The sequence below is a fragment of the Mycobacterium sp. C31M genome, assembly GCF_053345865.1.
Genome location: NZ_JBKFAX010000012.1, coordinates 144,643 through 167,251, shown reverse-complemented (window position 1 = coordinate 167,251; position 22,609 = coordinate 144,643). Strand labels below are relative to the sequence as shown.

At 63.8% G+C, this 22,609-nt stretch carries 22 protein-coding genes; 12 read left to right on the top strand and 10 right to left on the bottom strand.

The features are described from left to right. The first annotated feature begins 351 nt into the window (after positions 1-351). From ACLBYA_RS19400 to ACLBYA_RS19360, 9 genes are all read left to right on the top strand, one after another. Complete coding sequence (locus ACLBYA_RS19400; RefSeq protein ID WP_447711059.1) at positions 352-1,041, top strand: hypothetical protein; 690 nt, start codon at positions 352-354, stop codon at positions 1,039-1,041. A 253-nt stretch (positions 1,042-1,294) separates the two neighbouring features. Beyond that, positions 1,295-1,699, top strand: coding sequence for an SCP2 sterol-binding domain-containing protein (locus ACLBYA_RS19395; protein WP_447711058.1), 405 nt, complete (start codon positions 1,295-1,297; stop codon positions 1,697-1,699). 3 nt (positions 1,700-1,702) lie between these two features. Then, complete coding sequence (locus ACLBYA_RS19390; protein WP_447711057.1) at positions 1,703-3,238, top strand: acyl-CoA synthetase; 1,536 nt, start codon at positions 1,703-1,705, stop codon at positions 3,236-3,238. After that, positions 3,238-4,497 carry a cytochrome P450 gene (locus ACLBYA_RS19385; protein ID WP_447711056.1) on the top strand — a complete coding sequence of 420 codons (1,260 nt, stop codon included), beginning with the start codon at positions 3,238-3,240 and terminating at the stop codon, positions 4,495-4,497. The genes ACLBYA_RS19390 and ACLBYA_RS19385 overlap by 1 nt, the downstream gene beginning before the upstream one ends. A gap of 13 nt (positions 4,498-4,510) precedes the next feature. Beyond that, positions 4,511-5,302, top strand: coding sequence for a coniferyl-alcohol dehydrogenase (locus tag ACLBYA_RS19380; protein ID WP_447711055.1), 792 nt, complete (start codon positions 4,511-4,513; stop codon positions 5,300-5,302). An 8-nt stretch (positions 5,303-5,310) separates the two neighbouring features. Next, the gene (locus ACLBYA_RS19375) at positions 5,311-6,711 is read left to right on the top strand and encodes an aldehyde dehydrogenase family protein (RefSeq protein ID WP_447711054.1); all 1,401 of its coding nucleotides are present in this window, start codon (positions 5,311-5,313) and stop codon (positions 6,709-6,711) included. Then, positions 6,711-6,896, top strand: a complete 186-nt coding sequence (locus ACLBYA_RS19370; protein ID WP_447711053.1) for a ferredoxin — start codon at positions 6,711-6,713, stop codon at positions 6,894-6,896. The genes ACLBYA_RS19375 and ACLBYA_RS19370 overlap by 1 nt, the downstream gene beginning before the upstream one ends. Positions 6,897-6,964: 68 nt before the next feature. Beyond that, entirely contained in the window at positions 6,965-8,554 is a 1,590-nt protein-coding gene (locus ACLBYA_RS19365; RefSeq protein WP_447711052.1) for an FAD-dependent oxidoreductase, read from the top strand. Positions 8,555-8,588: 34 nt separating this feature from the next. Further along, a complete protein-coding gene (locus tag ACLBYA_RS19360) occupies positions 8,589-9,758 on the top strand; it encodes an acetyl-CoA hydrolase/transferase C-terminal domain-containing protein (RefSeq protein ID WP_447711119.1) in 1,170 nt (389 codons plus the stop codon). A 67-nt stretch (positions 9,759-9,825) separates the two neighbouring features. On the opposite strand, the gene ACLBYA_RS19355 is transcribed toward ACLBYA_RS19360, so the two are convergent. From ACLBYA_RS19355 to ACLBYA_RS19330, 6 genes are all read right to left on the bottom strand, one after another. Beyond that, on the bottom strand, positions 9,826-11,106 hold the full coding sequence (locus ACLBYA_RS19355; RefSeq protein ID WP_447711118.1) for a cytochrome P450: 1,281 nt from the start codon (positions 11,104-11,106) through the stop codon (positions 9,826-9,828). Positions 11,107-11,312: 206 nt separating this feature from the next. After that, positions 11,313-12,464 carry an acyl-CoA dehydrogenase family protein gene (locus tag ACLBYA_RS19350; protein WP_447711051.1) on the bottom strand — a complete coding sequence of 384 codons (1,152 nt, stop codon included), beginning with the start codon at positions 12,462-12,464 and terminating at the stop codon, positions 11,313-11,315. Positions 12,465-12,467: 3 nt separating this feature from the next. Further along, positions 12,468-13,619 (bottom strand): acetyl-CoA C-acetyltransferase, encoded by a 1,152-nt coding sequence (locus ACLBYA_RS19345; protein WP_447711050.1) that lies wholly within the window; start codon positions 13,617-13,619, stop codon positions 12,468-12,470. Positions 13,620-13,684: 65 nt separating this feature from the next. Next, positions 13,685-14,332: a TetR/AcrR family transcriptional regulator gene (locus ACLBYA_RS19340; protein WP_447711049.1), complete on the bottom strand. Its 648-nt coding sequence runs from the start codon at positions 14,330-14,332 to the stop codon at positions 13,685-13,687. A gap of 53 nt (positions 14,333-14,385) precedes the next feature. Further along, positions 14,386-15,804: a phosphotransferase gene (locus ACLBYA_RS19335; protein ID WP_447711048.1), complete on the bottom strand. Its 1,419-nt coding sequence runs from the start codon at positions 15,802-15,804 to the stop codon at positions 14,386-14,388. Positions 15,805-15,821: 17 nt separating this feature from the next. Continuing rightward, the gene (locus tag ACLBYA_RS19330) at positions 15,822-16,976 is read right to left on the bottom strand and encodes an acyl-CoA dehydrogenase family protein (protein ID WP_447711047.1); all 1,155 of its coding nucleotides are present in this window, start codon (positions 16,974-16,976) and stop codon (positions 15,822-15,824) included. Positions 16,977-17,129: 153 nt separating this feature from the next. On the opposite strand from ACLBYA_RS19330, the gene ACLBYA_RS19325 reads away from it, so the two are divergent. The 3 genes from ACLBYA_RS19325 to ACLBYA_RS19315 are packed head-to-tail and all read left to right on the top strand — an operon-like array spanning position 17,130 to position 19,361. Beyond that, positions 17,130-17,741: a cytochrome c oxidase subunit 3 gene (locus tag ACLBYA_RS19325; RefSeq protein ID WP_447711046.1), complete on the top strand. Its 612-nt coding sequence runs from the start codon at positions 17,130-17,132 to the stop codon at positions 17,739-17,741. Next, positions 17,741-18,010, top strand: coding sequence for a cytochrome C oxidase subunit IV family protein (locus ACLBYA_RS19320; protein ID WP_447711045.1), 270 nt, complete (start codon positions 17,741-17,743; stop codon positions 18,008-18,010). Before ACLBYA_RS19325 ends, ACLBYA_RS19320 begins: the two co-directional genes overlap by 1 nt. A 40-nt stretch (positions 18,011-18,050) precedes the next feature. Next, positions 18,051-19,361, top strand: a complete 1,311-nt coding sequence (locus ACLBYA_RS19315; protein ID WP_447711044.1) for a protoporphyrinogen/coproporphyrinogen oxidase — start codon at positions 18,051-18,053, stop codon at positions 19,359-19,361. 14 nt (positions 19,362-19,375) lie between these two features. On the opposite strand, the gene ACLBYA_RS19310 is transcribed toward ACLBYA_RS19315, so the two are convergent. The 4 genes from ACLBYA_RS19310 to ACLBYA_RS19295 all read right to left on the bottom strand — a co-directional run bounded on the left by ACLBYA_RS19310 (position 19,376) and on the right by ACLBYA_RS19295 (position 22,282). Next, positions 19,376-19,816, bottom strand: coding sequence for a pyridoxamine 5'-phosphate oxidase family protein (locus ACLBYA_RS19310; protein ID WP_447711043.1), 441 nt, complete (start codon positions 19,814-19,816; stop codon positions 19,376-19,378). An 86-nt stretch (positions 19,817-19,902) separates the two neighbouring features. Continuing rightward, positions 19,903-21,411: a GMC family oxidoreductase gene (locus ACLBYA_RS19305; RefSeq protein WP_447711042.1), complete on the bottom strand. Its 1,509-nt coding sequence runs from the start codon at positions 21,409-21,411 to the stop codon at positions 19,903-19,905. Then, positions 21,408-21,968, bottom strand: a complete 561-nt coding sequence (locus tag ACLBYA_RS19300; RefSeq protein WP_447711041.1) for an SRPBCC family protein — start codon at positions 21,966-21,968, stop codon at positions 21,408-21,410. Before ACLBYA_RS19300 ends, ACLBYA_RS19305 begins: the two co-directional genes overlap by 4 nt. Beyond that, on the bottom strand, positions 21,899-22,282 hold the full coding sequence (locus ACLBYA_RS19295) for a PaaI family thioesterase (RefSeq protein ID WP_447711040.1): 384 nt from the start codon (positions 22,280-22,282) through the stop codon (positions 21,899-21,901). Before ACLBYA_RS19295 ends, ACLBYA_RS19300 begins: the two co-directional genes overlap by 70 nt. Between the last annotated feature and the right edge of the window lie 327 nt (positions 22,283-22,609).

Genomic DNA, 22,609 nt, shown 5'->3' with positions numbered 1-22,609 from the left:
ACTAGAAAATCGAATGTCGACCACGTCCTTGCCATGTAGGTCCACCCGCAGGCTGTGGCGCTGTCAGTGTGTGTCGCCAGTGCCGCGAAGGGGGGCGTGGTCGAGATGTTTCGGCCCGCGAGCAGGGTTTCAACTGGGCTTTATGCGGATGTTCGGCGGCGATCTCAACCCACGTTGGGCGGGCGGTGGGTTGATTGGCATCAGTCACTGGCCACGTGCGACGGGTTGGCGCTTGCCATCGCGATGAAGCCGGTCCTAATCTTTTAATGAAACTTCAGTCACTCCGACAGGGCGGTGTAGCGCATGTCACGTCGTATTCAGGTCATCTGTGCATGGTGTGGACCCGGGACGGTGATTGTTACCCTCTTCGGTTGGTTGATCGCCGGAATACTCCCGATACCGCTGGGCTCATCGAGTACCACCGAGGAGGTGGTCGGCTTCTATGCCAATGACACCCGGGTGCTGTTCGGATTGGTGATCGCCCAGCTCGGTATCTGCCTGGTGTTCCCGTTGATCGGGCTCATCGGCTACTACATGCTGCGCATTGAGGGCCGCCACCCGATCCTGACGTTGATCCAGCTCGTCACCGGTGCGGCCACGGGAATTCTGCTCTTCCTGCCGATGCTGCTGATGGCTGTCATCGCCTTCCGGCCGGATCGCAACCCCGAATTGACCGTCACTCTCAATGATCTGGCCTGGTTGGTGTTCATCACCCCGATTGCCCCGTTCATCATCCAGAACATCGTCATCGGGACCGCCATCCTGCGCGACAAGCGCGGGATTCTGCCGCGCTGGGTGGGCTACACGAACTTCTGGATCGCAGCCATGTTCCTGCCGGACCCGCTGGCCTTCTTCTTCCGCAGCGGACCGTTCTCCTGGCGCGGCGTTTTCGTGTTCTGGCTGGCACTGACGGCCTACAGCGTGTTCCTCATCGTGATGGGAGTGGTGCTGCGGTCTGCCGCGCTGAAGGCCGATGATGATGAATCTGTCGAGGCGCCTCCCGCCGGCGCAGGCCCCCTGCCGGTCCTCGATCCGTCGTGAGCCACGGTCTGCGGCACTACCAGAACACCGCATCGAAAGTGCTGTTGGTCGGACCCTTCTCGGGGGCGGCACCGACTCCGCTGCCGACTCGGCCCCGGGTGCGAAGGAATCGTCCATTTGACAGCAAAACGGCAGTGGCAAACCCTGTTTCGAGCAAACCATAGGTTGACTTATGGTGGCGAGGGTGTGACGATGGCCTCACATCGCACACAGCTCTCGACCGTTTTGAATCAAAGATAAATTAAGGAGAACGATGGGGTTCGCCAGCTCTGACGAGGTCGTCAATTATATCGGCGGGATCTTCGACGCCGCCTTCCAGGATCCCGAGATCGGGCCGAAGTTGGTGGATACCGGCCTGGTGGTGGCGTTCGACTTCACCGAGCCCGACGCGGTCGTGGTGATCGACATGGCCAACAAGACCGTGCGAAACGGTGTTGAGGGTGGGTCGGAGCCGATGGCCACCATGTCGATGACCGCGGAAACCGGTAATGCCTACTGGCAGGGCAAGGTGAACCTGCCGTTGGCGATGGCCAAGAAGAAGATCAAGGTCGACGGTAATGTCGCCAGCCTCCTCAAACTTGCGCCTCTCGGTAAAAAGCTCTACGGCCCCTACATCGAACGTCTTAAGGCCGACGGCCGCGACGATCTGCTGGCCTGATCGATGTTTCCCGGAATCCACGCGAAGGCGCAACCGGACAAACTCGCGGTGATACTGGCCGAAACCGGCCAGACGCTGACCTACCGAGAACTGGACCAGCGATCCGCCTCGATCGCAACAGCGCTGGGCAAGCTCGGTCTGCGACGCGGAGATGTTGTTGCGTTGTTGTCCGACAACGTAATCGAAGCCTTTGAAGTCTACTGGGCGGCCATTCGTTCCGGTCTCTACATCACGGCTGTCAACTGGCATCTCGCGGCCGACGAAGCCGCATACATCGTCAACGACTGCGGCGCCAAGGTGCTGTTCGCCTCCGCCGGCATCCGGGCGTTGGCCGAGGAGATCGGCCCGCTGACGCCCGCAGTGGTACACCGGTACGCCTTCGGCGGCGAGATCGCCGATCATCAGCCGCACACGGGCATCAGCGGTGATGACGTTGTCGAGCCGGCGGACCGGCCACGGGGAACCGAGATGCTCTACTCGTCGGGGACGACGGGCCGGCCCAAGGGGATCAAGCCGGTCCTGCCCGACATTCAGGTCGACGAGCCCGGTGAACCACTCGTCGGGATGCTGGGACACGCGTTCGGGATCACCGAATCCGATCGCTATCTCTCGCCGGCGCCGGTCTACCACGCAGCTCCGCTGAAGTGGTGCGGCGGCATTCATGCGTTGGGCGGCACCGTGGTGCTGATGCAGAAGTTCGACCCGAAGCAGGCGTTGCGGGCTATCCAGGAGTATCGGATCACGGTCACGCAGATGGTGCCCACCATGCTGATCCGGATGCTGCAGCTGACCACCGAGGAACGTGCGGAGTTCGACGTGTCCTCGCTGCGGTTGGCTGTGCACGCCGCGGCGCCCTGTCCGCCTGATGTCAAACAGGCGATGATCGACTGGTGGGGTCCGATCCTCGTGGAGTACTACGGCGCCACCGAGGGCCATGGTGTGACCGTGGTGACGACCGATCAGTGGCTGGCGAAACGGGGAACCGTCGGACGGGCTGTCCTGGGTTCCCTGCGCATCTGCGATGACGACGGCACAGAGGTCCCGACGGGACAGGTCGGCGCGGTGTACTTCGAGCGGGACCGCGCGCCGTTCGAGTATCACAATGATGAGGAAAAGACCTCCAGCGCAAGGCATCCCGAACATAAAAACTGGTCGACGGTCGGTGACATGGGGTTTGTCGACGAGGATGGATTCCTATTCCTGACCGACCGCAAGTCCTTCATGATCATCTCCGGCGGGGTCAACATCTACCCCCAGGAGATCGAGAATGTCCTGGCACTGCACCCGCAGATCGCCGACGTGGCCGTGATCGGCGTTCCGGACCCGGAAATGGGCGAACAGGTCAAGGCCGTGGTGCAGGTGCGCGAGGGCCAGCAGCCGTCAGCCGACCTGGCCGCGGAGTTGATCGCCTACGTGCGGGAGCGCATTGCGCACTACAAGGCGCCGCGGTCCGTCGACTTCGTCGACGAGCTCCCCAGAACCGCGACCGGCAAGTTGGCAAAACGAAAACTGCTCGACAAGTACGCAGGAGCCCGGTGATGACCAACCAGGAAGTGTCAGCGGCAAGGAGTTTTGACCCGGTCAGTATCTCACCGCTCGATTTCTGGGCGGCAACAGCTGACGAACGCGAGAAGTCGTTCCGCATTCTTCGGGATGAGCGACCGTTGAGCTGGCATGCTCCGATCGAAGGTGCCCTGATGGAAGCCGAGATCGACGGTTTGTGGGCGGTGACGCGTAACGAGGACATCGCCTATGTGAGCAAGAATCCGCAACTGTTCTGCTCTGGTCGAGGCGTGATGATCGAGGCGGTCCCGGAGGACATCCTCGATGCCGCACAGTCGTTTCTGGCGATGGACGGCAATCAGCATTCCACGCTGCGCCGCCTCATCAGTTCGGTGTTCACGCCCAGGCAGGTCGCCAAGATCCAGGACCAGGTCAGAAACCAGGCGGCCGCGATCGTCACCGATCTGCTCGCAACCGGTAGCGGCGACTTCGTCGAACAGGTATCGAAGCGACTGCCGATGTGGACGATCTACGAGATGATCGGACTTCCGCACGAACTGCGCGACGAGGCCGCCCACCATGCCGACGGCATGGTGTCGTGGGCGGACCCGGACGTGGCTGCCGGACGGGAACCGGGCGAGGTCCTCAACGAGTCCCTAGTCGGACTGCTCACCATGGGGCTGGAACTGGCCGAGCAGCGACGCGCGGAGCCGACATCGGACCTGATGTCGTTGCTGGTCCAGGCCGAGATCGACGGACGCAGTCTGACCGATGAGGAACTCGGCGCGTTCTTCGTGCTGCTCTCGGTGGCCGGCAATGACACGACGCGAAACACCGTCACGCTGACAATGCTTGCACTGCAGCAGTTTCCGGAGCAGCGTGCGCTGCTGGAGAGCGATTTCGACCATCACATCAAGTACGCGATGGAGGAGTTCGTCCGGTGGGCGAGCCCGGTGATGACCTTCCGTCGAACCGCCACCCAGGACACCGAACTGTGCGGGCAGCTCGTAAAGGAGGGCGAGTGGGTGCTGCTCATCTACTCCTCGGGTAACCGTGACGAGCGCGCCTTCCCCGACCCACACCGTTTCGACATCACCCGAGAGCCGAACGGACATGTGGGCTTCGGGGGCGGGGGACCGCACTTCTGCATGGGTGCTTTCCTCGCCAAGATGCAGCTCGAATCGATCTTCAAAGAGCTGATCTTCCGCGCACCGAACCTGCGCGTCGGAGAACCGGAGTTCCTCACGGGCAACTTCGTTCATGCCGTCAAATCCCTTCCCTACACTCTGAACTGACCGGAGGAATACCATGTCCGATTTTTCGGGTAAGCACTATGTAGTCACCGGCGCGGCGTCGGGCATCGGTCACGCGGTCGCAGAACAGCTGCTCGCCGCCGGAGCTCTGGTCACCAGCCTCGATCGCAACAAGCCGACTGCGGCGGTGACCCGCCACATCGAAGTGGATCTGGCGAACCCGCGCAGCATCGACGCGGCTCTCGAATCCCTCGATGGTCCCTTCGACGGCCTGATGAACATCGCGGGCATACCCGGCACCGCCCCGGCGGACGTGGTGGTCGCGGTCAACAGCCTGGCCGTGCGGCACCTCACCGAGGCGTTTTTCGAGCGACTGGTGCCGGGTGGTTCCATCACCATCGTGTCCTCCACGGCGGGCTTCGGATGGCCGGAACGGTTGGAGACCATCCGGGACCTGCTGGCCACCGACACCTTCGAGGAGGGTGCGGCGTGGTTCAAGGCCAACCCCCAGGTAGGCAACGCGTACAACTTCTCCAAGGAAGTCAGCACGGTGTACACCCACTCGATGGGACTTGCGCTGGCGCAGATGGGATTACGAATCAACGCCGTGCTGCCGGGCCCGGTCGAGACGCCCATTCTCGCCGACTTCGAACAGACGATGGGCCGAGAAACCCTCGACGGCGTCAAGGATCTCCTCGGCAGGCACGCCCATCCCGACGACGTCGCCGAAGTTGTGCTGTTTCTGTCCTCCGACGCGGCGCGTTGGGTCAATGGGCAGGCGTTGGCCGTCGACGGCGGAATCACCGGGGCGGTCGTGTCCGGCGTCGTGCCCAAGCCCGAGTTCTGAGGAGGACCATGACCACTCCCACGACCACCGGCAGCACACACCGGCTCAGCCCGGTGTTCGAACTAGGGGAGCTGCGACAGGTCTTCGACTCCGGCCGAACCCGCCCGCTGAGCTGGCGACTCGAACAACTGGCCGCCATCGAGGCGCTGTGCGACGAACAGGAACCGGTCATCGCGGCTGCGCTCGCCTCCGATCTCGGCCGGCCACCTGTGGAGGCGTGGCTGGGTGATATCGCGTCGACCAAGGGCGAAGCGGCATATGCGCGTAAACATCTCAAGAAATGGGTGCGTCGTCAGCGGCAGCCGCTCCCTGTCGCGCAGTTGCCCGCCCGGGGTTGGGTCCAGTACGACCCGCTGGGAACCGTTCTCGTCATCGGACCGTGGAACTACCCGTTCTACCTGAGCATCGGTCCGTTGGTGGCGGCGATCGCCGCCGGTAACTGCGCCGTGCTCAAGCCATCGGAACTGGCACCGGCCACCTCGGCGCTGCTCGCCGACCTGGTGCCCAAGTACCTTGATGGGCAAGCGATTCGTGTGGTCGAAGGCGAGGCGAGCACCACTCAGAATCTGATCGAGCAGGGCTTCGACCACATTCTGTTCACCGGCGGAACGGAAATCGGCCGCAAGATAATGGCGGCGGCGGCCCCCACCCTGACTCCGGTGACCCTTGAGCTCGGTGGCAAGAGCCCCGTGATCGTCACCCGCGACGCCGATTTGGACGTCGCGGCGCGACGCGTCGCCTGGGTGAAACTGATGAACTCCGGCCAGACCTGTATCGCCCCGGACTATGTCCTGGCCGATCGAGAGGTGGTGGATGCCTTCACCGCCAAAGTGGTCGATAACATCGCGGCCTTCCGCGCACAGGAAGTCGACGGCGGTCAGCGGATCGTCAATGAGCGCCAGTTCAATCGACTGCAGGGACTCATCGGTTCGACCAGTGGAACGATCGTCGCGGGCGGCGGATGTGATGCCGAGTCGTTGCGGATTGCGCCGACGGTCATCCGGGATCCGGCGCCCGATGATCCGGTGATGTCCGATGAGATCTTCGGCCCGATTCTTCCGATACTCAGTGTCGAGCGCGCCGAGGACGCCATCGCTTTCGTCAACTCACGGCCCAAACCCCTCGCTTTGTATGTGTTCACCGAATCGCAGGCCAGGGGAAGGCAACTTGTCGACGCGATCCCCTCCGGAGGTGCCGTGATCAACCATGTTGCCATGCACTGCCTGGTGCCGCAGTTGCCGTTCGGTGGTGTGGGTGCCAGTGGGATAGGTCAGTACCACGGCCGGTGGGGCTTCGAGGCACTCAGCCATCGTCGCGCCGTCCTGGCCAAGTACGCGAAACCGGATCTGAAGTTCAGTTATCCGCCGTACACCGACGGCGCGATCAAGATCATGAGGAAGTTGTTCTGATGACGGTGCGTGTGGACGGTACGAAGTGCTCCGGGATCGGTCTCTGTGAGATGACCGCGCCGGAGGTGTTCGAGATCGGCGATGACGGCCAGGCCCACGTGATCGGCGACCCGGACAGCGACCGGGCGGCCACGCTGGAGGCGATTTCGAACTGTCCGACCGGCGCCATCTCGATCGACACCTGACAGGACCGTAACGGCGCCCGTCACGTGGCGTGCGCGTCCTGATCCCCGTAAGACCATTAGGAGAGGCGATGGCCTTCGTCATCACACAGAACTGCTGTACCGATGCGAGCTGTGTTCCCGTGTGTCCGGTTGATTGCATCCGGCCGGTTCCCGCCGGTGCCGGCAGCGCGGCGCCGATGCTTTACATCGACCCGGCCTCGTGCGTGGACTGCGGTGCCTGCGTGTCGGTTTGCCCGGTCGGCGCCATCTACCACGAGGATGACCTGCCGGATTCTCAGCTCCGTTTCAAATCCATCAATGCCGACTACTTCGCGGACGCACCGCTCGATATCCGGGCCATCCCGTCGGCATGGTCGCCGAACCCGGTGAGCCGGGATTCGCTGCGAGTCGCCGTGATCGGAGCCGGCCCGGCAGCGTGTTATGCGGTGTCAGACCTGACGAGATCACCCGGTGTCCGGGTCGATGTCTTCGACAGGCTTCCCACGCCGTTCGGCCTCGTACGCTTCGGTGTCGCGCCGGATCACCAGCACACCAAGGACGTCACTCGGGTCTTCGAGACGGCGCTGTCCAGCCCCAGCGTGAACTGCTACTTCAACGTGGCGGTGGGTAGCGATATCAGCCATGAACAGCTGATGTCTGCCTACGACGCGGTGATTTACGCTGTCGGCGCGTCTCAGTCGCGGGAGCTCGGCATTCCCGGCGAGGACCTGGCCGGCAGCGTAGCCGCGGCCGACTTCGTGAACTGGTACAACGGTCACCCCGATCGCGCGGGTGCCGACTTCGCCCTGGACAGTGAGCGGGCGGTGATCGTCGGTAACGGCAATGTGGCCCTCGACGTGGCCCGCATCCTCGTCCTTGACGAGGCCGAGTTGGCCGGCACCGATATCGCCGAACACGCGCTGGAGAAACTGCGTCGCAGTGCGGTCCGCGAGGTCGTCGTGCTGGGCAGGCGGGGCGCGGCTGACGGAGCGTTCTCGGTCGGCGAACTGTTGGCGCTCGGCTCACTGCAGGGCGTCGACATCGCCATCGAGGGAGCACTCGGCGAACGACCTGATGACCATGAGGGCGCGCTCAAGTTCGACATCATCGCCGAGTACGCCGAGCGTCCGGATCGGCCGGGCAACCGCCGGATAGTCCTGCGCTTCGGCGCGCGGCCCGTCGAGGTGGTCGGATCCGAACGGGTCGAAGGACTGGTCATCAACCAAGTCGATGGTTCTGCGACCATCGGCACGTCGATGGTGTTGCGTGCCATCGGTTATCGAGGCGCACCGATCGCCGGTATGCCGGCGGATCCGGTCACCGGTGTCGTCCCGAACGAGGGTGGCCGGGTCACCGACGACGGCGCCGTCGTACCGGGGCTCTATGTCACCGGCTGGATCAAACGCGGACCGCGTGGCGTCATCGGGACCAACCGGTTGTGCGCGCGGGAAACCGTCGAGAACCTGTTGGCCGACGCGGAGGCCGGCGCACTTCCGGCGTCCGACGGCACGTCCTCGATCGCCGAGCAATTGTCCGCTCAGGGGGTGCATGTCGTGGATTGGGCCGGCTGGCGCTCGATTGATGAGGCAGAACGTCGACTCGGCTCCGCGGCGGCTCGGCCGCGGGTGAAGGTCGTCGACCGCGCCGAGTTGCTCACGGCGGCTCGCGCGAGTGCCTAGAGCTGTGGTTCCGAGGTCCACATCAGACCTGACGATCCTGCTTGACCGGACCCTGGGGGATGGCTCGTGCACCATCGCCCTCGGCGACGGTGTCGGGGCGGTCAATGCCATTTCCGGGAACCCGAGTGTCGGCGAGACAGTGAGTGCCTTTGCCGGGTCTCGTCCGGGGGTCACGCTGATCCTGGGCTGGAGTCCTGTTGCACTGCAAGGCATCACGCCGGATGACTTCGCGCGGATAGTTCTGCTGATGCCCGGCTGGGGAGTGCGTTCACTACTTCCGTATCCGGTGACCAGCGCCGTGCCGGTGAGTATGGCCGCTGTCCCCGGACTTCTGGCCGGGCATCTACGTCCGGATGTGCTCATCACCCGTGTTGCGCGCCGGGCCGACGGTCTGCACTTCTGTACGGAGGTTTCCTGGCAGCAGGCAATGGTCCGGTCGGGTGTCCCGGTCTGGGCAGTCCTCGACGACTCGGCGCCGGTGGCGAGTGCGGAACCGCCGTTACCGGCGGAGGCTGTGACGATCATCGGACGTTCGGGGGATCAGCCCGCTTCCATTCCGTCGAAGCCGGCGCAGCCGATTCACGATGCATTGGCCGATCGTGTTCTCGATCTGATTCCGGCGGGTGCCCGTGTGCAATATGGCCCCGGCCAGCTCGGAACGGCGTTGTTGCAGCGGTCGACCAAACCGCTGGCCGTCGATACCGGGTTGTTGACCGATGCGGTGATGGGCCTCGAACGTCGGGGGCTGTTGATCGGTGACCCGTCGGCGACGTACCTGTTCGGCACCGCCGAACTGTACGCGTGGGCTGACGGCAGACCGATCCTGCGCGGTATCGAACACAGTCATGACACGAGCCGGTTGTCCCGGGGCGAACCCTTTTTCGCCGTCAACACCGCCATCGAGATCGATCCTCACGGCCAGATCAACGTCGAGGGCGTGGGGGACAAGATCGTCGGTGGTATCGGTGGGCATCCCGATTACTGCAACGCCGCCCGGTTGAACCCGCGGGGGTTGTCGATCATCGCGGTTCCCGCCACGTTCGGTGACCGATCCACCTTGGTCGACGTGTTGAGCCGGCCGGCGTCGACACCGGCCCATGATGTCGAAGTCATCGTCACCGAGGCCGGGCACGTCGACTTGCGGTCGGCCGGGTGGGCAGAGCGGCGCGGACTCGTCGAGGGCCTGTTCGCTCAGTCGGCTTGAGTTCCGAGCCGCACCGAACTACGGCATCCACATCGACAACGTCGTCGATGTGGATGCCGGTTCGATATCAGTGTTGAACGGGGCAGCGTGCGTCGGCCCGCATGGTCTTCACCGCAGTCGCGAAGTTGCTCACCAGCATGGCGGGCTCACCCAGCGTCAGCCCGGGCAGCCGATGCAGAATCTGATCCAGCATGTGCTTGATCTGCATTCTGGCGAGGAAGGCGCCCAGGCAGTAGTGCGGTCCGCCGCCGCCAAAGGCGACATGCTGGTTGGGCTTTCGGGAGATATCGAACTTCCACGGGTCGGTGAATTCGGTCTCGTCGCGGTTGCCTGAGGAATAGATCATCACCACCCAGTCCCCGGCCCTGATCTGCCGGCCACCCAGGATGGTGTCTTGTGTGGCGGTGCGCCGGAACGTCATCACCGGAGTCACCCAGCGCAGCACTTCATCGATGGCCGCCTCGATACGCCCGGGGAAGTCTTCCAGCAGATATGCGGCCTGGTCGGGGTGGTCGACGAAGGCCTTGACCCCGAGGGACAGCGTGGTGCGGGTGGTGTCGTTGCCCGCGAACGACATGAGGACAAACATCGACGCGAGTTCGTCGTCGGTGAGCTCGTGGCCGTCGACCTGAGCCGCAACCAGGTTCGACCAGATGTCGTCGCGCGGACATTCACGAGTGTTGGCTGCGAAATCCAGTCCGATGGTGAGATTTCCGATCAGCGCGTCGTTGAGAACCTCAGCCGATGAGCGACCGGCAGCGACGTCGGGATCGTTCCATCCGGCCAGTTCGTCGGCGAAGTGCGCTGCCTCATCACGCTGGGCTTGCGGCAGGCCGGCCATGTCGTAGATGGTGTTCATGGGCATCTGCTTGGCAACGTCGTCCACCCAATCGCCAGTGCCTTTGGCGAGAAAGTCCTCGACAATAGCGGCGGCGCGTGCGCGGATCTGTTCCTCGATGCGTTTCACCTGACGTGGTGTGAAGGCCGCACTCATCAGTCGGCGGTAGGTCAGGTGACGCTGACCGTCCATGGCAAGGAATGACGATGCCGCTTCGAGGAACTCATCTGGCACATCTTCGAGTTGGATGCCCTGGCCCGAACAGAAGATCTCCGGGTGTGTACTCACCTCGCGGATGAGTTCGTGGGACGTGACAGCCCAGAACCCGGGAACTCCGGATGCCGGCAGATCACTCTCGATGGGACGCTGCCAACTGACGGGCGTGGTGCGACGAAGTTCGGCGAAGGCAGTATCGCGCTGCTCGGCAGATTGCGCCCAGAACGACTTGCGTGAGATGTCGATGCTGTCGTACTCCCGGACACCGTCTGCCGATTCCTCGGCGGACGGCACTGTGACCGATTCCTCTGGGCTGGTGGACACCGGCTACTCCTCAACTCGAACTGGCACTGAATTTTATTATAAATTCAAAAAACTTGGCTTACAAGGAAATGCGGTCTCGACTTCGGGTTGGTTCAGGCAACGATTCCGCGCAAGGTTCCGACGCTGAAAGCACTGCGCGGACCGAGCTGAGCTCGGCCCGCGCAGGGTGGGGTCGTTCAGGATCCGGCGATATCTCGTCCGATGATCTCCTTCATGATCTCGGTGGTGCCGCCATAGATCGTCTGAATCCTGGTGTCCAGGTACGCACGTGCGACCGGATATTCCAGCATGTAGCCATATCCGCCGTGCAATTGCAGGCAGCGGTCGATGACGCGCTTCTGTAGTTCGCTCAGATACCACTTGCCCTTGGCGGCATCCACCGGGGTGAGCTCGCCGGCGTTGTAGGCCAGCACGCTGCGATCCGTGTAGGCCTCGGCGATATCGATCTCGGTGGCCATGTCCGCCAGCTCGAACCGGACGTGCTGTTTGTCGGTCAGCGGGCCGCCGAAGGCCTGTCGGGTTTTGCAGTACTCGACGGTCGAGGCGTAGATCGCTCGCGTGGTCGCCATTGCCTTGGCGGTGACGCCGAGGCGCTCCCGCGGTAGATGGCTCATCAGGTACTGCAGGCCTCTGCCTGCATCGCCGAGCAGGTTGCCGGCCGGCACCACGGCATCCTGAAAATAGAGCTCGGAGGTGTCCTGGCCGGGCAGGCCCAGCTTGTCCAGCTTCGGCCCCCGTTCGAATCCGGGGGTATCTCGTTCTACGACAAAGAGGCTGAAGGCCCGCGATCCACCGTCGGGATCGGTCTTGGCCGCCACGACGATCACATCGGACATGATCCCGCTGGAGATGAACGTCTTCTGCCCGTTCAGGATCCAGTTGTCGCCGTCGAGGCGAGCTGTCGTTCGCATACCACGGAGGTCGCTGCCCGCGCTGGGCTCAGTCATCGCGAGGGCGCCGATCAACTCGCCGGCGGCGAAACCGGGGAGCCAGCGTTGTTTCTGCTCGTCATTGGTCAGATCGAGCAGGTAGTGCAACACGAGGTCGTCCTGCAGGCTGATGGTGAGCCCGAAGGACAGCGCGTTGATCCGCGCGATCTCCTCGCACACGATCATTCGGTATCGGTAGTCGGGCTCACCGGAACCGCCGTACTGCTCGGCGATCTGCAGGCCGTAGACGCCGGATTTGGCAGCCCGCCCGAAAACCGAGCGGTCGATCCAGCGTTCGCGGTCCCAATCGTGCTGGTGCGGCACAACTTCTCGGGCCAGAAACTCCCGGACCGTCTCCCGGTATGCTTCGTGATCTGGTCCGTACAGAGTGCGTTCCACGACCTACAGCCGCTCGATGATCGTGACGTTGGCCTGTCCGCCGCCCTCGCACATGGTCTGCAAGCCGTAGCGACCCCCGGTGCGCTCCAGTTCGTGCAGCATCGAGGTCATCAACCGGGCTCCGGTGCAGCCGATGGGATGTCCGAGGGCGATGGCCCCGCCATTCGGGTTGACCTTGGCCGGGTCCGCTCCGACCTCGGCGAGCCAGGAGAGGACGACGGGGGCGAAGGCCTCATTGATCTCGACGACGTCGATATCGTCGATGGTCATGCCGGCACGCTTCAGAGCGTGCTGGGTGGCCGGGATGGGCGCCGTCAGCATCATCACCGGGTCGGCACCGCGCACCGACATGTGGTGGATGCGTGCGCGCGGGGTGAAGCCGAAGCGGTCGACCGCGGCCTTCGAGGCGACGAGCAGCGCCGCGGCGCCGTCGGAGATCTGGCTGGCGACCGCGGCGGTCAGGACGCCGCCCTCGACGAGGGTCTTCAGACCGGCCATCTTCTCCAGTGTGGTGTCGGCCCGCGGACCCTCGTCGACGCTGACACCCCGGTATTCGGTAATCTCCCGGGTGAAGTACCCCTCTGAAATGGCGTTCAGCGCGCGCTGGTGGCTGGCGAAGGCGAAGCGCTCGTTGTCCTCGCGGCTGAGGTTCCACTGCTCGGCGATCATCTCGGCCCCGCGGAACTGCGAGATCTCCTGATCGCCGTAGCGCGCCTGCCAGCCTTCGCAACCGGTCCAGGGGTCGACGGACCCGAAAGGCTCACCTGCGGCGAACGCGCTGAGGATCGGGAACTGCGTCATCTTCTGCACGCCGCCGGCAACAATGAGGTCAGAGGTACCGCTCATGACCGCCTGGGCAGCGAAATGAACTGCCTGCTGCGCGGATCCACACTGCCGGTCGATGGTCACACCGGGCACGGACTCGGGCAGGCCGGCAGCCAAAGCTGCGGTACGGGCAATATCGCCGGCCTGCGAACCGATGTTGTCGAGACATCCCAGAATGACGTCATCGATGGCCGCCGGATCGAAGTCGTGGCGACCGACGACGGTCTTGATCACATGCGCCGCCATATCGGCGGGATGCGCTTCTGCAAAGCCGCCCTTGCGCCTGCCCACGGCAGTTCGGACAGCGTCAACGATGTAAGCCTCAGTCATGGAAATTAATTTAACATAGAATCAAAAAAGTGACCACCGTCGTGTGCCCACCGCAAGGCGTGGAATCAGCGGCGCCGGCGAGGTTCGGGGGAGTTGTTCGGGCTCAGGCTGTTTCGGACGAAGACCTGTGCGTTCTGGACCATCGTCTCGACGGAGTTGCGTCGGGGATCCCACCATTCGGCAGCCCAGTTGAGTGCCCCGAGTATCAAGGCCTGGGCAAGCCGCGGGTCGAGGTCCGAACGAAGGTGGCCATCTGTCGCGGCATTCTTCACCAGGCCACGCCAGATGCGGTTGTAGGCTGCCTCCTCCTTCTTCTGGCGGTCCTTGAGATGCTCCGGAACCTGACCAGAGTTTCGGATGGTGGCGCGCGCGTAGTCGGACAACTCAAGTTCGTGCTGGAGATGTGTCGCGACGGCGGCCAAGATGCGATCCATGGAGTCGATGTCGTCGGGTAGTGCGTCCAGCGCGTCCTGTAGGTACCGGCGCATGTCGCTGATACCGCAGAACATGACTTCTTCGATCAGGTCATCACGCGATTTGAAGTAGTAGTAAATCGCCGGCGCCTGGAGCTCGGCCTGCTCGGCCACATCAGTCAGCCGTGTGCCCGCGTATCCCTTGACGCTGAGTACCTTCGCCGCAGCATCAAGGATCCGCCCTCTCGTCCGCTGCGCTTTGGATTCCGCAGGCTGGGAGTCCGTCGACTTTGTGACCATCGTTCGATGATAAGACGCGCGTCAGCGTCTCTTCCGGGTGGAGGCGGGCACGGTCATGTGGTCGGGACCACCGACCAGTCGATCGCTTGCACACTGAAATTCCGAACATCTCGCATGCCCGGCCTGATCAGCTCGATCTGCCGGCCGATGCGGCGAGCGAGGAGCCGCACCATGTCGGCCTCCGGGATCGGATCGCCGGTGGCGATCGCTCTTTCCAGTTCGCCGTCGGCGACCGCCCAGTCGGCCGGGACGGTCCCCAGCAGGGCTGACGCCTCGTCGCGGTCCGCCTGCTCGACCTGATCGCCGGCCTGCGCTGCTCGGTGTATCCCGGGAAGCAGATCGCGCACGATCCGTAACCGGAACGCCAGATGGTCATCCAGGTTGTCGTCGCCGAGAACATCGTCGACGATGCGCTGAACCGAGCGGTGCATGGCCTCGGCACGGATACTCGAGAACGACACGGCTGGCGGCGGATCCAGCTGGTAGCCGCCCTCCTCGGCGATGATCTCCAAGCAGATCATCAGAGCCATCAACGACCACGCCTGCCACTGGGCGAGATCGAATTCGGCCGGCGGGTCGGCCCTGGTGCCGGCGGACAGCATTGCGGTCAGCAGCGCAAACCGGACAGCGTGGAAGTTGACCACGGCGCGGTCGATCGGCTCGCCGGTTTCGTGCGCGTACGTGGCGAAAGCGTGTGTCAGGTTGCCGATGGGCTGTGCGGTGTCGCGCATCCGCATCGCGCCGAGGTCGGCCATCGGGTCACCCAGACAGGCGAACTCGACGTCCATCAGCGCCGTGACCGCACCCTCGGCATGGAGGAATTGACCGGCGTCGAAATGGATCCATGACACCTCGGTGCGGTGCCGAGGCGCACTTCGGTGGAGCCAGGCGATCACGAACTCGATGGTCGGGTCCGGCGCCGGCTTGACCTGTCGATACCACTTCTCGGACAGCCCGAACCCCATGTAGCCGATGTCGACGCTGTCCGCTGGTCGGGATAGGCCGATCGCTTCGAATGGTTGGGTGTCCAGCCGGTGTGCCTGGACCAGGCGGCGCATGTAGTCGGCGACCACGGTGTCGCGTAGCTGCTGATCGTCACGGTCGTCGAACCGATCGCGACCGTGGACAGCCTCCATCAGGATCGCCTCGGGTTCCTCGCAGAACGCGAGGGGAGCCGCGACGGCAACGTCATGCTGATGCAGCACCTGCATGATTCTGTATTCGCGCCTGAGCGAGAGCGTCCCGGTCCACGGCATGCTCTCTTCCCGTTGGCAGCGGACATAGAGCTGTCGCCGCCGACCGTCGGTATCGACAGTCAGATACCAGGCCGGCCGCCAACGCGCTTGCCGACGCCACTCGACGATCTTGCCACCGGTGGTGCGCTGGACCCATTCGAACAGCGGCGGCCATGGCTGTTCAAGGGATCGCCAGGAGTCATCGGAACTGATGGGTGCCGCGGTGTCGCCGGTCATGACGGTTCGGGGTGCCCTCAGATGCCACCGCGTGCAACGAGTTGCGCGGCGATGACAATGCGCTGAATCTCGTTGGTGCCCTCGCCGACGATCATCAGCGGGGCGTCCCTGAAATAGCGTTCGACGTCATACTCGGTCGAATATCCGTAGCCGCCGTGAATCCGCACAGCGTTGAGTGCGATCTCCATGGCAATTTCGGAGGCGAAGAGCTTCGCCATGCCCGCCTCCATATCGGCCCGCTCGCCGCTGTCGTAGCGGTCGGCGGCGTGCAGCGTCAGCTGGCGGGCGGCGGTGAGCTTGGTTGCCATGTCGGCGAGATAATGGCCGATTGCCTGATGTTTCCAGATGGGTTGTCCGAAGCTCTCCCGATCCTGGGCGTAGGCCAGCGCATCTTCGAGCGCCGCCGTCGCGACGCCGAGGGCCCGCGATGCAACCTGAATACGGCCGGTCTCCAGTCCTCGCATCATCTGCCCGAATCCCTTACCCGCGACACCGCCCAGGATCGCTGAGGTCGGCACGCGGTGGTTGTCGAAGGACAACTCGCAGGATTCGACGCCCTTGTAGCCGAGTTTGGGGAGGTCGCGAGATACGGTCAAGCCGGGGCCGTGCTCGACGAGAACCACCGAGATGCCCGCGTGTTTCGGCGTCGCCTTGGGGTCCGTCTTGCACAGCAGGGCGATCAGCCCGGACCGGCGGGCATTCGAGATCCACGTCTTCGCGCCGTTGATGACGAGTCCGTCGTCGGCCGGCAACGCTGTGGTCGTCATGGCTTGCAGGTCGGATCCGCCGCCGGGCTCGGTGAGCGCCATCGTGGCCCGGATCTCGCCGGTGGCGAGTTTGGGCAGATACTTCTGGCGCTGTTCGTCGGTGCCGAACTGTGCGACGAGTTTGGACACCACCGTGTGCCCGCCCATTGCGCCGGCCAGGCTCATCCATCCACGTGCCAACTCCTGGGTGACCATGACGTAGCAGGCCGTGGAGACCGGTGTTCCGCCGAACTCCTCTGGAACAGCCAACCCGTAGATGCCGATGCGCTTCATCTGGTCGATCCACGCCTCGGGGTACTCGTTCGCGTGCTCCACGTCGCGCACCGTTGGCTTCACGTCGCGGTCGATGAACAACCGCACGGTTTCGACGAGTAGGGACTCTTCCTCAGTGAGCTGACTTGACATGGCTGAAAGCCTACCCTTCTTTTTATTTTATGTTAAATTATTCCGCAGGCTCGTATCAACGAAGAAGGGCTGCAGCATGTTGGAAATCATGTCGGTGATGACGGATCCCTCCGTCGAATCTCGCCGCTTCCGTATGTATTTCAGCGGTGGCCGATGACCTCCGCGCCGGTAGCTGCCGACGACCGGTCGTCGGCGGAGAAGTCGGACCCGCAACGTCACCTGCCCGGCGAAGAAGGCATGTGGGTCTTCATTTTCGGTGACATGACGGTATTTGCGCTGCTGTTCGGCGTGTACCTGTACTACCGGGGCCAGGATGTGGCTCAGTTCAACGAATCTCAGCTGCTGTTGAATCAGACCTTCGGCGTTGTCAATACGCTGGTGCTGCTCACCAGTTCACTGCTCGTGGTCACAGCGGTGCGCGCGGTGCGTCGTGGTGCGCTGCCTCTGGCTCGGTGGCTCACCATCGGCGCAATCGTCTGTGGGTTGATCTTTGTGGCCAACAAGGCGGTCGAGTACAGCGAGAAGATTGCACACGGCCTGGTCCCCGCCACAAACGACTTTTTCATGTACTTCTATGTGATGACAGGGCTGCACCTGTTTCACGTGGCAATCGGCCTGGCACTGCTGCTGTTCGTCGTCAAGCTCACGCGTAGGCCCGCACTCGACGGTCGGGAGCAGCGGTACCTAGAGGGTTCCGCGTGCTTCTGGCACATGGTCGATCTCCTGTGGATCGTGATCTTCCCGCTCCTCTACTTGGTGAAATGATGCTGACTAGTCTGCTTCGTGACCGGATCACGGTCGTCTGGTTTCTGCTGATCGCTGCGACCCTCGCGTCCTGGATCCTCGGCGTCGGGCATAACTTGCCGGACAACTACGCGGCGATCGGAATCATCGCCATCGCGGCGGTCAAGGTTCATTTTGTCGGTCAGTACTTCATGGAGATTCGTCACGCGCCCAACGCATTACGAGTGGTCTTCGGGGTGTGGAACGCGGTGGTTGCGGTGCTGCTGATCGGGCTCTATCTGTTTGCCTAGTGCGCCGAGCTGGGCTCGGTGTCTTTTTTCGTGAAAGGTTGTGCGTGTGTACCTGGTAGTGGGTGGTGGTGCCGCAGGTTGTGCAGCGGCAGCGGTGCTTTCCCGAGAAGGGCATGAAGTCACGCTCTTCGAGGCATCTGGAGAGTTGGGTGGACGCACCCGGACCGTCGAGCGCGACGGCTTCGGAGTCGAAGTGGGAGCGATCTACCTGCTCAATTCCTATACCCACACAATCGGGTTGCTCAACGATGTCGGACGGGGCGGGGTGGTACAACCGTGGTCGCCGCTGGCCGGGCTATGGGACGGCGCTGTCCTGCACCCGATCAGGTACGACTACATCCCGTCGTTCTTCCGCTTCCCGATGCTGTCGGTTCGGGACAAGGTGCGGTTGGCGTTGCGTGCGGCACAGATCATCGCCAGTCCCGCACCTGATCCTTTCGAGACCGAGAGTCTCGCACAGTTCGACACCGGCGACAATATGGAAATGTGGGCTCGAAAGCGACTTGGTGACAATCTATTCGAGTGCTTTGTCCGCCCGTTGATCGAACCCTCGTTCGGGACCGACTGTCGTGATCTGTCGGTGCCCTATCTGCAGGGCGTCATGAAGCGGGCTCACCGGTCCAAGTTCTTCCTGCCGGTCGAGGGCATGGGGTCGGTGTGTCGGGCACTGACGGCTAAAGTCGACGTTCGACTCGACACCCAGGTCACGGGTGTGGAAGTCGACGGGCAGGAGGTCGTGGTCAGGACGACCGATGGCCAGGTGGTCCGTGCCGACGGCGTCGTCATCGCCACGGATGCCCCGCAGACCGCGAGCCTCCTCGACGGACAGATCGGACCGGACCTCGCACAGTCGCTGCGGTCGGTCCCGTACGCATCGATGGCCCACGTCAATCTACGCTGGCGCAAGGATCCTTGGCCGAACAGTGAATTCGAGATGCTCCTGCCCATCGGAGCTGGGCCGCGGGACATCCTCGGCACCATCGTCAAGACATCCCGGAACGCCAAGGAGCTGGTGCCGGCTGGTGCCCGTATGACGAACTCGTACTTCTCCAGCGAATCGACTCGCCGGCTGTCCGACGGCGAGCTCGTAGAGGCCACGTTGCGACACGTCGCGAAGATCCTCGGAGACGGGGCGCCCGAGCCGGAGGCGGAGGTCTTCCGTTCAGAGCGCGCCCTGGCCACCTGTCCGCCCGGACACTACCGGGCCATGAGCCGTCTTCGTGGTGCAATGCCGCCTCGAATCGCAGTGGCAGGCGACTACCTGGCGCACCTGGGCGTCGAGACCGCTGTCGTCAGCGGTGAACATGCTGCCGGCAATCTGATCGCCACAGCTCCGCCGGCCCGGCGCTGATCACCACACCGAAATCAGGGTGACGGTCTGGCCGGGATCTTACGGAAATCCCAGCTCCGCGCGGTCGTCGGCGTTATCCGTACCCATGCGTGACGCCCGTCGCTGACAAATTCCGTTCCCGCGAAATACTTTTCGGAGAAGAGGCGCTCCGGAGCCGCAAGCTCCGGGTTGGCCGAATCGGTTCGGGGCACCTCACCGACAACCATCGCTGTGCCCACGATCTCCACGCCGCGAAGCTCGCCGTAGGCGGCGCCGTCGTCGACAACGACCGATATCCGCGCGTCGTGGGTGAGGTCGGTCCACCGCTGGCTGTCGACTATGGAGTACAACCACAGTGCCGCGCCATCCCAGGCGAACCACAGCGGAGTGACGTGCGGCTGGCCGGACCGGCTGACCGTCGCGACCCGGCAGGTGCGTTGTTGCGCAAGGAAGCTGTCGACTTCGTCGCGGGTCATGGCTATCGAGCGTCGGCGACGTTGTGGTCGTTGGGTGCCGTCATTCACAGGGTGTAACGATCCTCGGAGTTGGTATGGAAATGGGGTCAGCCGTGCAGCACGAGGTCGGCTGCCCGGTGGGCGATCATCATGGACGGCGCGTTGGTGTTGCCCGACGTGATGGACGGCATGACGGATGCGTCGACGACACGCAACCCTTCGATCCCGTGCACGCGCAGGTGCGGATCGACGACGGTGTCGCCGTCGGTGCCCATGCGGCAGGTGCCGACCGCGTGGTAGATGCTGGATTCCTTGACGGCCAACCACTCCGGACCCGCTGAAGGATCGCCGTCGAGGTATGTGCCGGTCATACCCCGCATGGCCGACGTGGATTCGATGAGATCACGCGCGAGCGCGGTGCCGGCCAGGAGTCGGTCCCGGTCACCGGCCTGCGACAGTCGGGCGTGCTGGACCACCGGCTTGCCGTCGCGAAGTTCTATTCGCCCGCGCGACTCGGGTTGCAGAAGAACGGTATAGACGGTGAAGGCATCCTGGCGGTCGACCCGGGCGCGGCCCCGGATCGGATCGAGCTGGTAATGAACCGGCGAGATGGCGATCTGGAATTCGTCGGTGAACAGCTGCGCCTCGAACGGTGTGGTGGTCAACGCACCGGTTCCGCTGGCGACCAGCGAGCCGACCGCCCGAATCGCGCGTACCGGATTCATCGAGTTGACGGTCGGGACACGGGAGGCCCAGTGCTGCGCTACGACCAGGTGGTCGTGCAGATTCTGGCCGACGCCGGGTAGGTCCGCGACCCTGCCGCGTGCTCGGATGCCCGAGCGCATCAGCAGTGCCGGTGACCCGATCGCGCCGGCGGCCAGGATGACCCCTTGCGCCGCCCGCACAAGTCGTCCTTGCGCCACGATGCCGACGGCGCGCCCCTTTTCGACCAGGACCTGTTGAACCGGTGTGCGGGTGTGCAGCCGCGGCCGCCGGTCACTCGGCAGGCTTCGCAGGAATCCCGTTGCAGCAGAGCAGCGGAGACCATGACGCTGATTGACCTGGGCTGGGCCGACGCCGAGTTGGGTGCTGCCGTTCTGGTCCGGGTTGTGGGCATAGCCGGCTTCGACCGCGGCAGCGATGAAGCCGTGATCGAGCGGATGCCGATGACCGCACCAGGTGACATCGATCGGGCCGCCCGTGCCCCGATGGCTGTCGGAGCCGCCTGCCCAGTTCTCTATCGATCTGAAGGCCGGCAGCACATCGTCGTAGCTCCAGCCGGTGGCGCCCCCGCGCTGCCACCCGTCGAAATCCTCGGCCCGCCCACGCACATAGACCATGGCGTTGATGGAGCCACTGCCGCCGACGATGCGTCCGCCGGCAAAGGCGCTCGGTTTGTTGTTCTTGCTGGGATCGGGAGCCGTTGGATAGCGCCAGTTGGCGGTCGCGAACAGGCTCATGATCCCGATCGGTAGACGGACGTCCGGGCGTCGGTCCGTCCCGCCTGCTTCGAACAGTGCCACGTCAGCGCCCGCTGCTGCCAGCCGGGAGGCGACGACGCATCCCGCCGACCCCGCCCCGACGACGATGTAGTCGGGTGTCTCCGGCGATCTCATGGGTTGATCTCCGGGCCTCGCGGGGTGTACTCAGCCTCGATGATCTGCCGTAGCCGTTGCAGCGACTGGTCGATGTTGCCCTGAAGATCGCTACGACGATCCTTGACACGCAGCGCGATTCGTTCGAAGGCCAACGCGGCGAACGGTAGATCGACACACATCCGCATTTCCTCGATGAGACGGCATCCCTCCGCTGCGGTCTCCATCCCGTAGCTCCATCTGGTGAAGTCCGATCCGCGAAGCTGCACGGCGAACTCGAAACGCCGGCCCGGCTCTGCCGTGACGATCTTGGCGTGCGTCGACCATCGTCCGAATCGGCGGCGGTTCACGCCTCGGAACTCGTCCGCAGCGACCCACTCCGTGCGGATGCACTCAGGACTCCACTCGGGGATTCTGCGGATGTCGGATACGACGGCAAAGACCTGCTCCGGTGTCGCGCGAATCAGCGTGGCAGCCCGCACGACATCACCCGATTGCAAAACGGGGCTCATGAGGTGTGCTCTGCGGACCGTGGGTGCCTGCCGGGCCGTCGTGCGGTGACGGTCGACACCGTGCACAGCTCACCGCCTCCGCCAAAGCCGAGCACCTCGACGACGGCTGATGACCTACCGATGTGATGGGCCCGTGCCTTCGCCGTGTAGGGCGCACCGACGACCACCGGGCGGACAAAGTTGGTCTGAACGTGCGCTACGAGCAGGTCCGGGTTCGCCCGTTGAATGTGAGCCGAGGCGGCGACTTCGGTTACGCAGGCTGACACGCCGCCGTGCATGATTCCGAATCCGTTGACCCAGCCGCCGGGTTCACAGAGGGTCACCTCCGTGGAGTCGGAAAGGTGTTTGTATTCGAGCCCCAGTAGTTCCTCGATGTTCATCGAGTTCGACAGTGGTGGCGGCGCGGCCGAGACATCGGCATGGGGGTCCTCCGCTGTTGCCGGTATGTAGACGCAACGGGCGCTCCCCACTGCTAGCAGCTCGTCGTCCTGGTCGGTGATTCGGCATTGGGTGAGGGACTCGGTGCCGGTGGTGACATTGTGCGCTCGTGCGACAAGTGCCTCGGCGTTCGACAGGTCACCGACGACATCGAGCGTCAGTTCGGCTGTGAGCGACCAGGTTCGAGACGGCCGACGCAAGTAGGGCAGCTCACCGAGTATGTGATCGGCAAGGACCATCAACGGACCGACCCGCAGCCGATGTTGTCC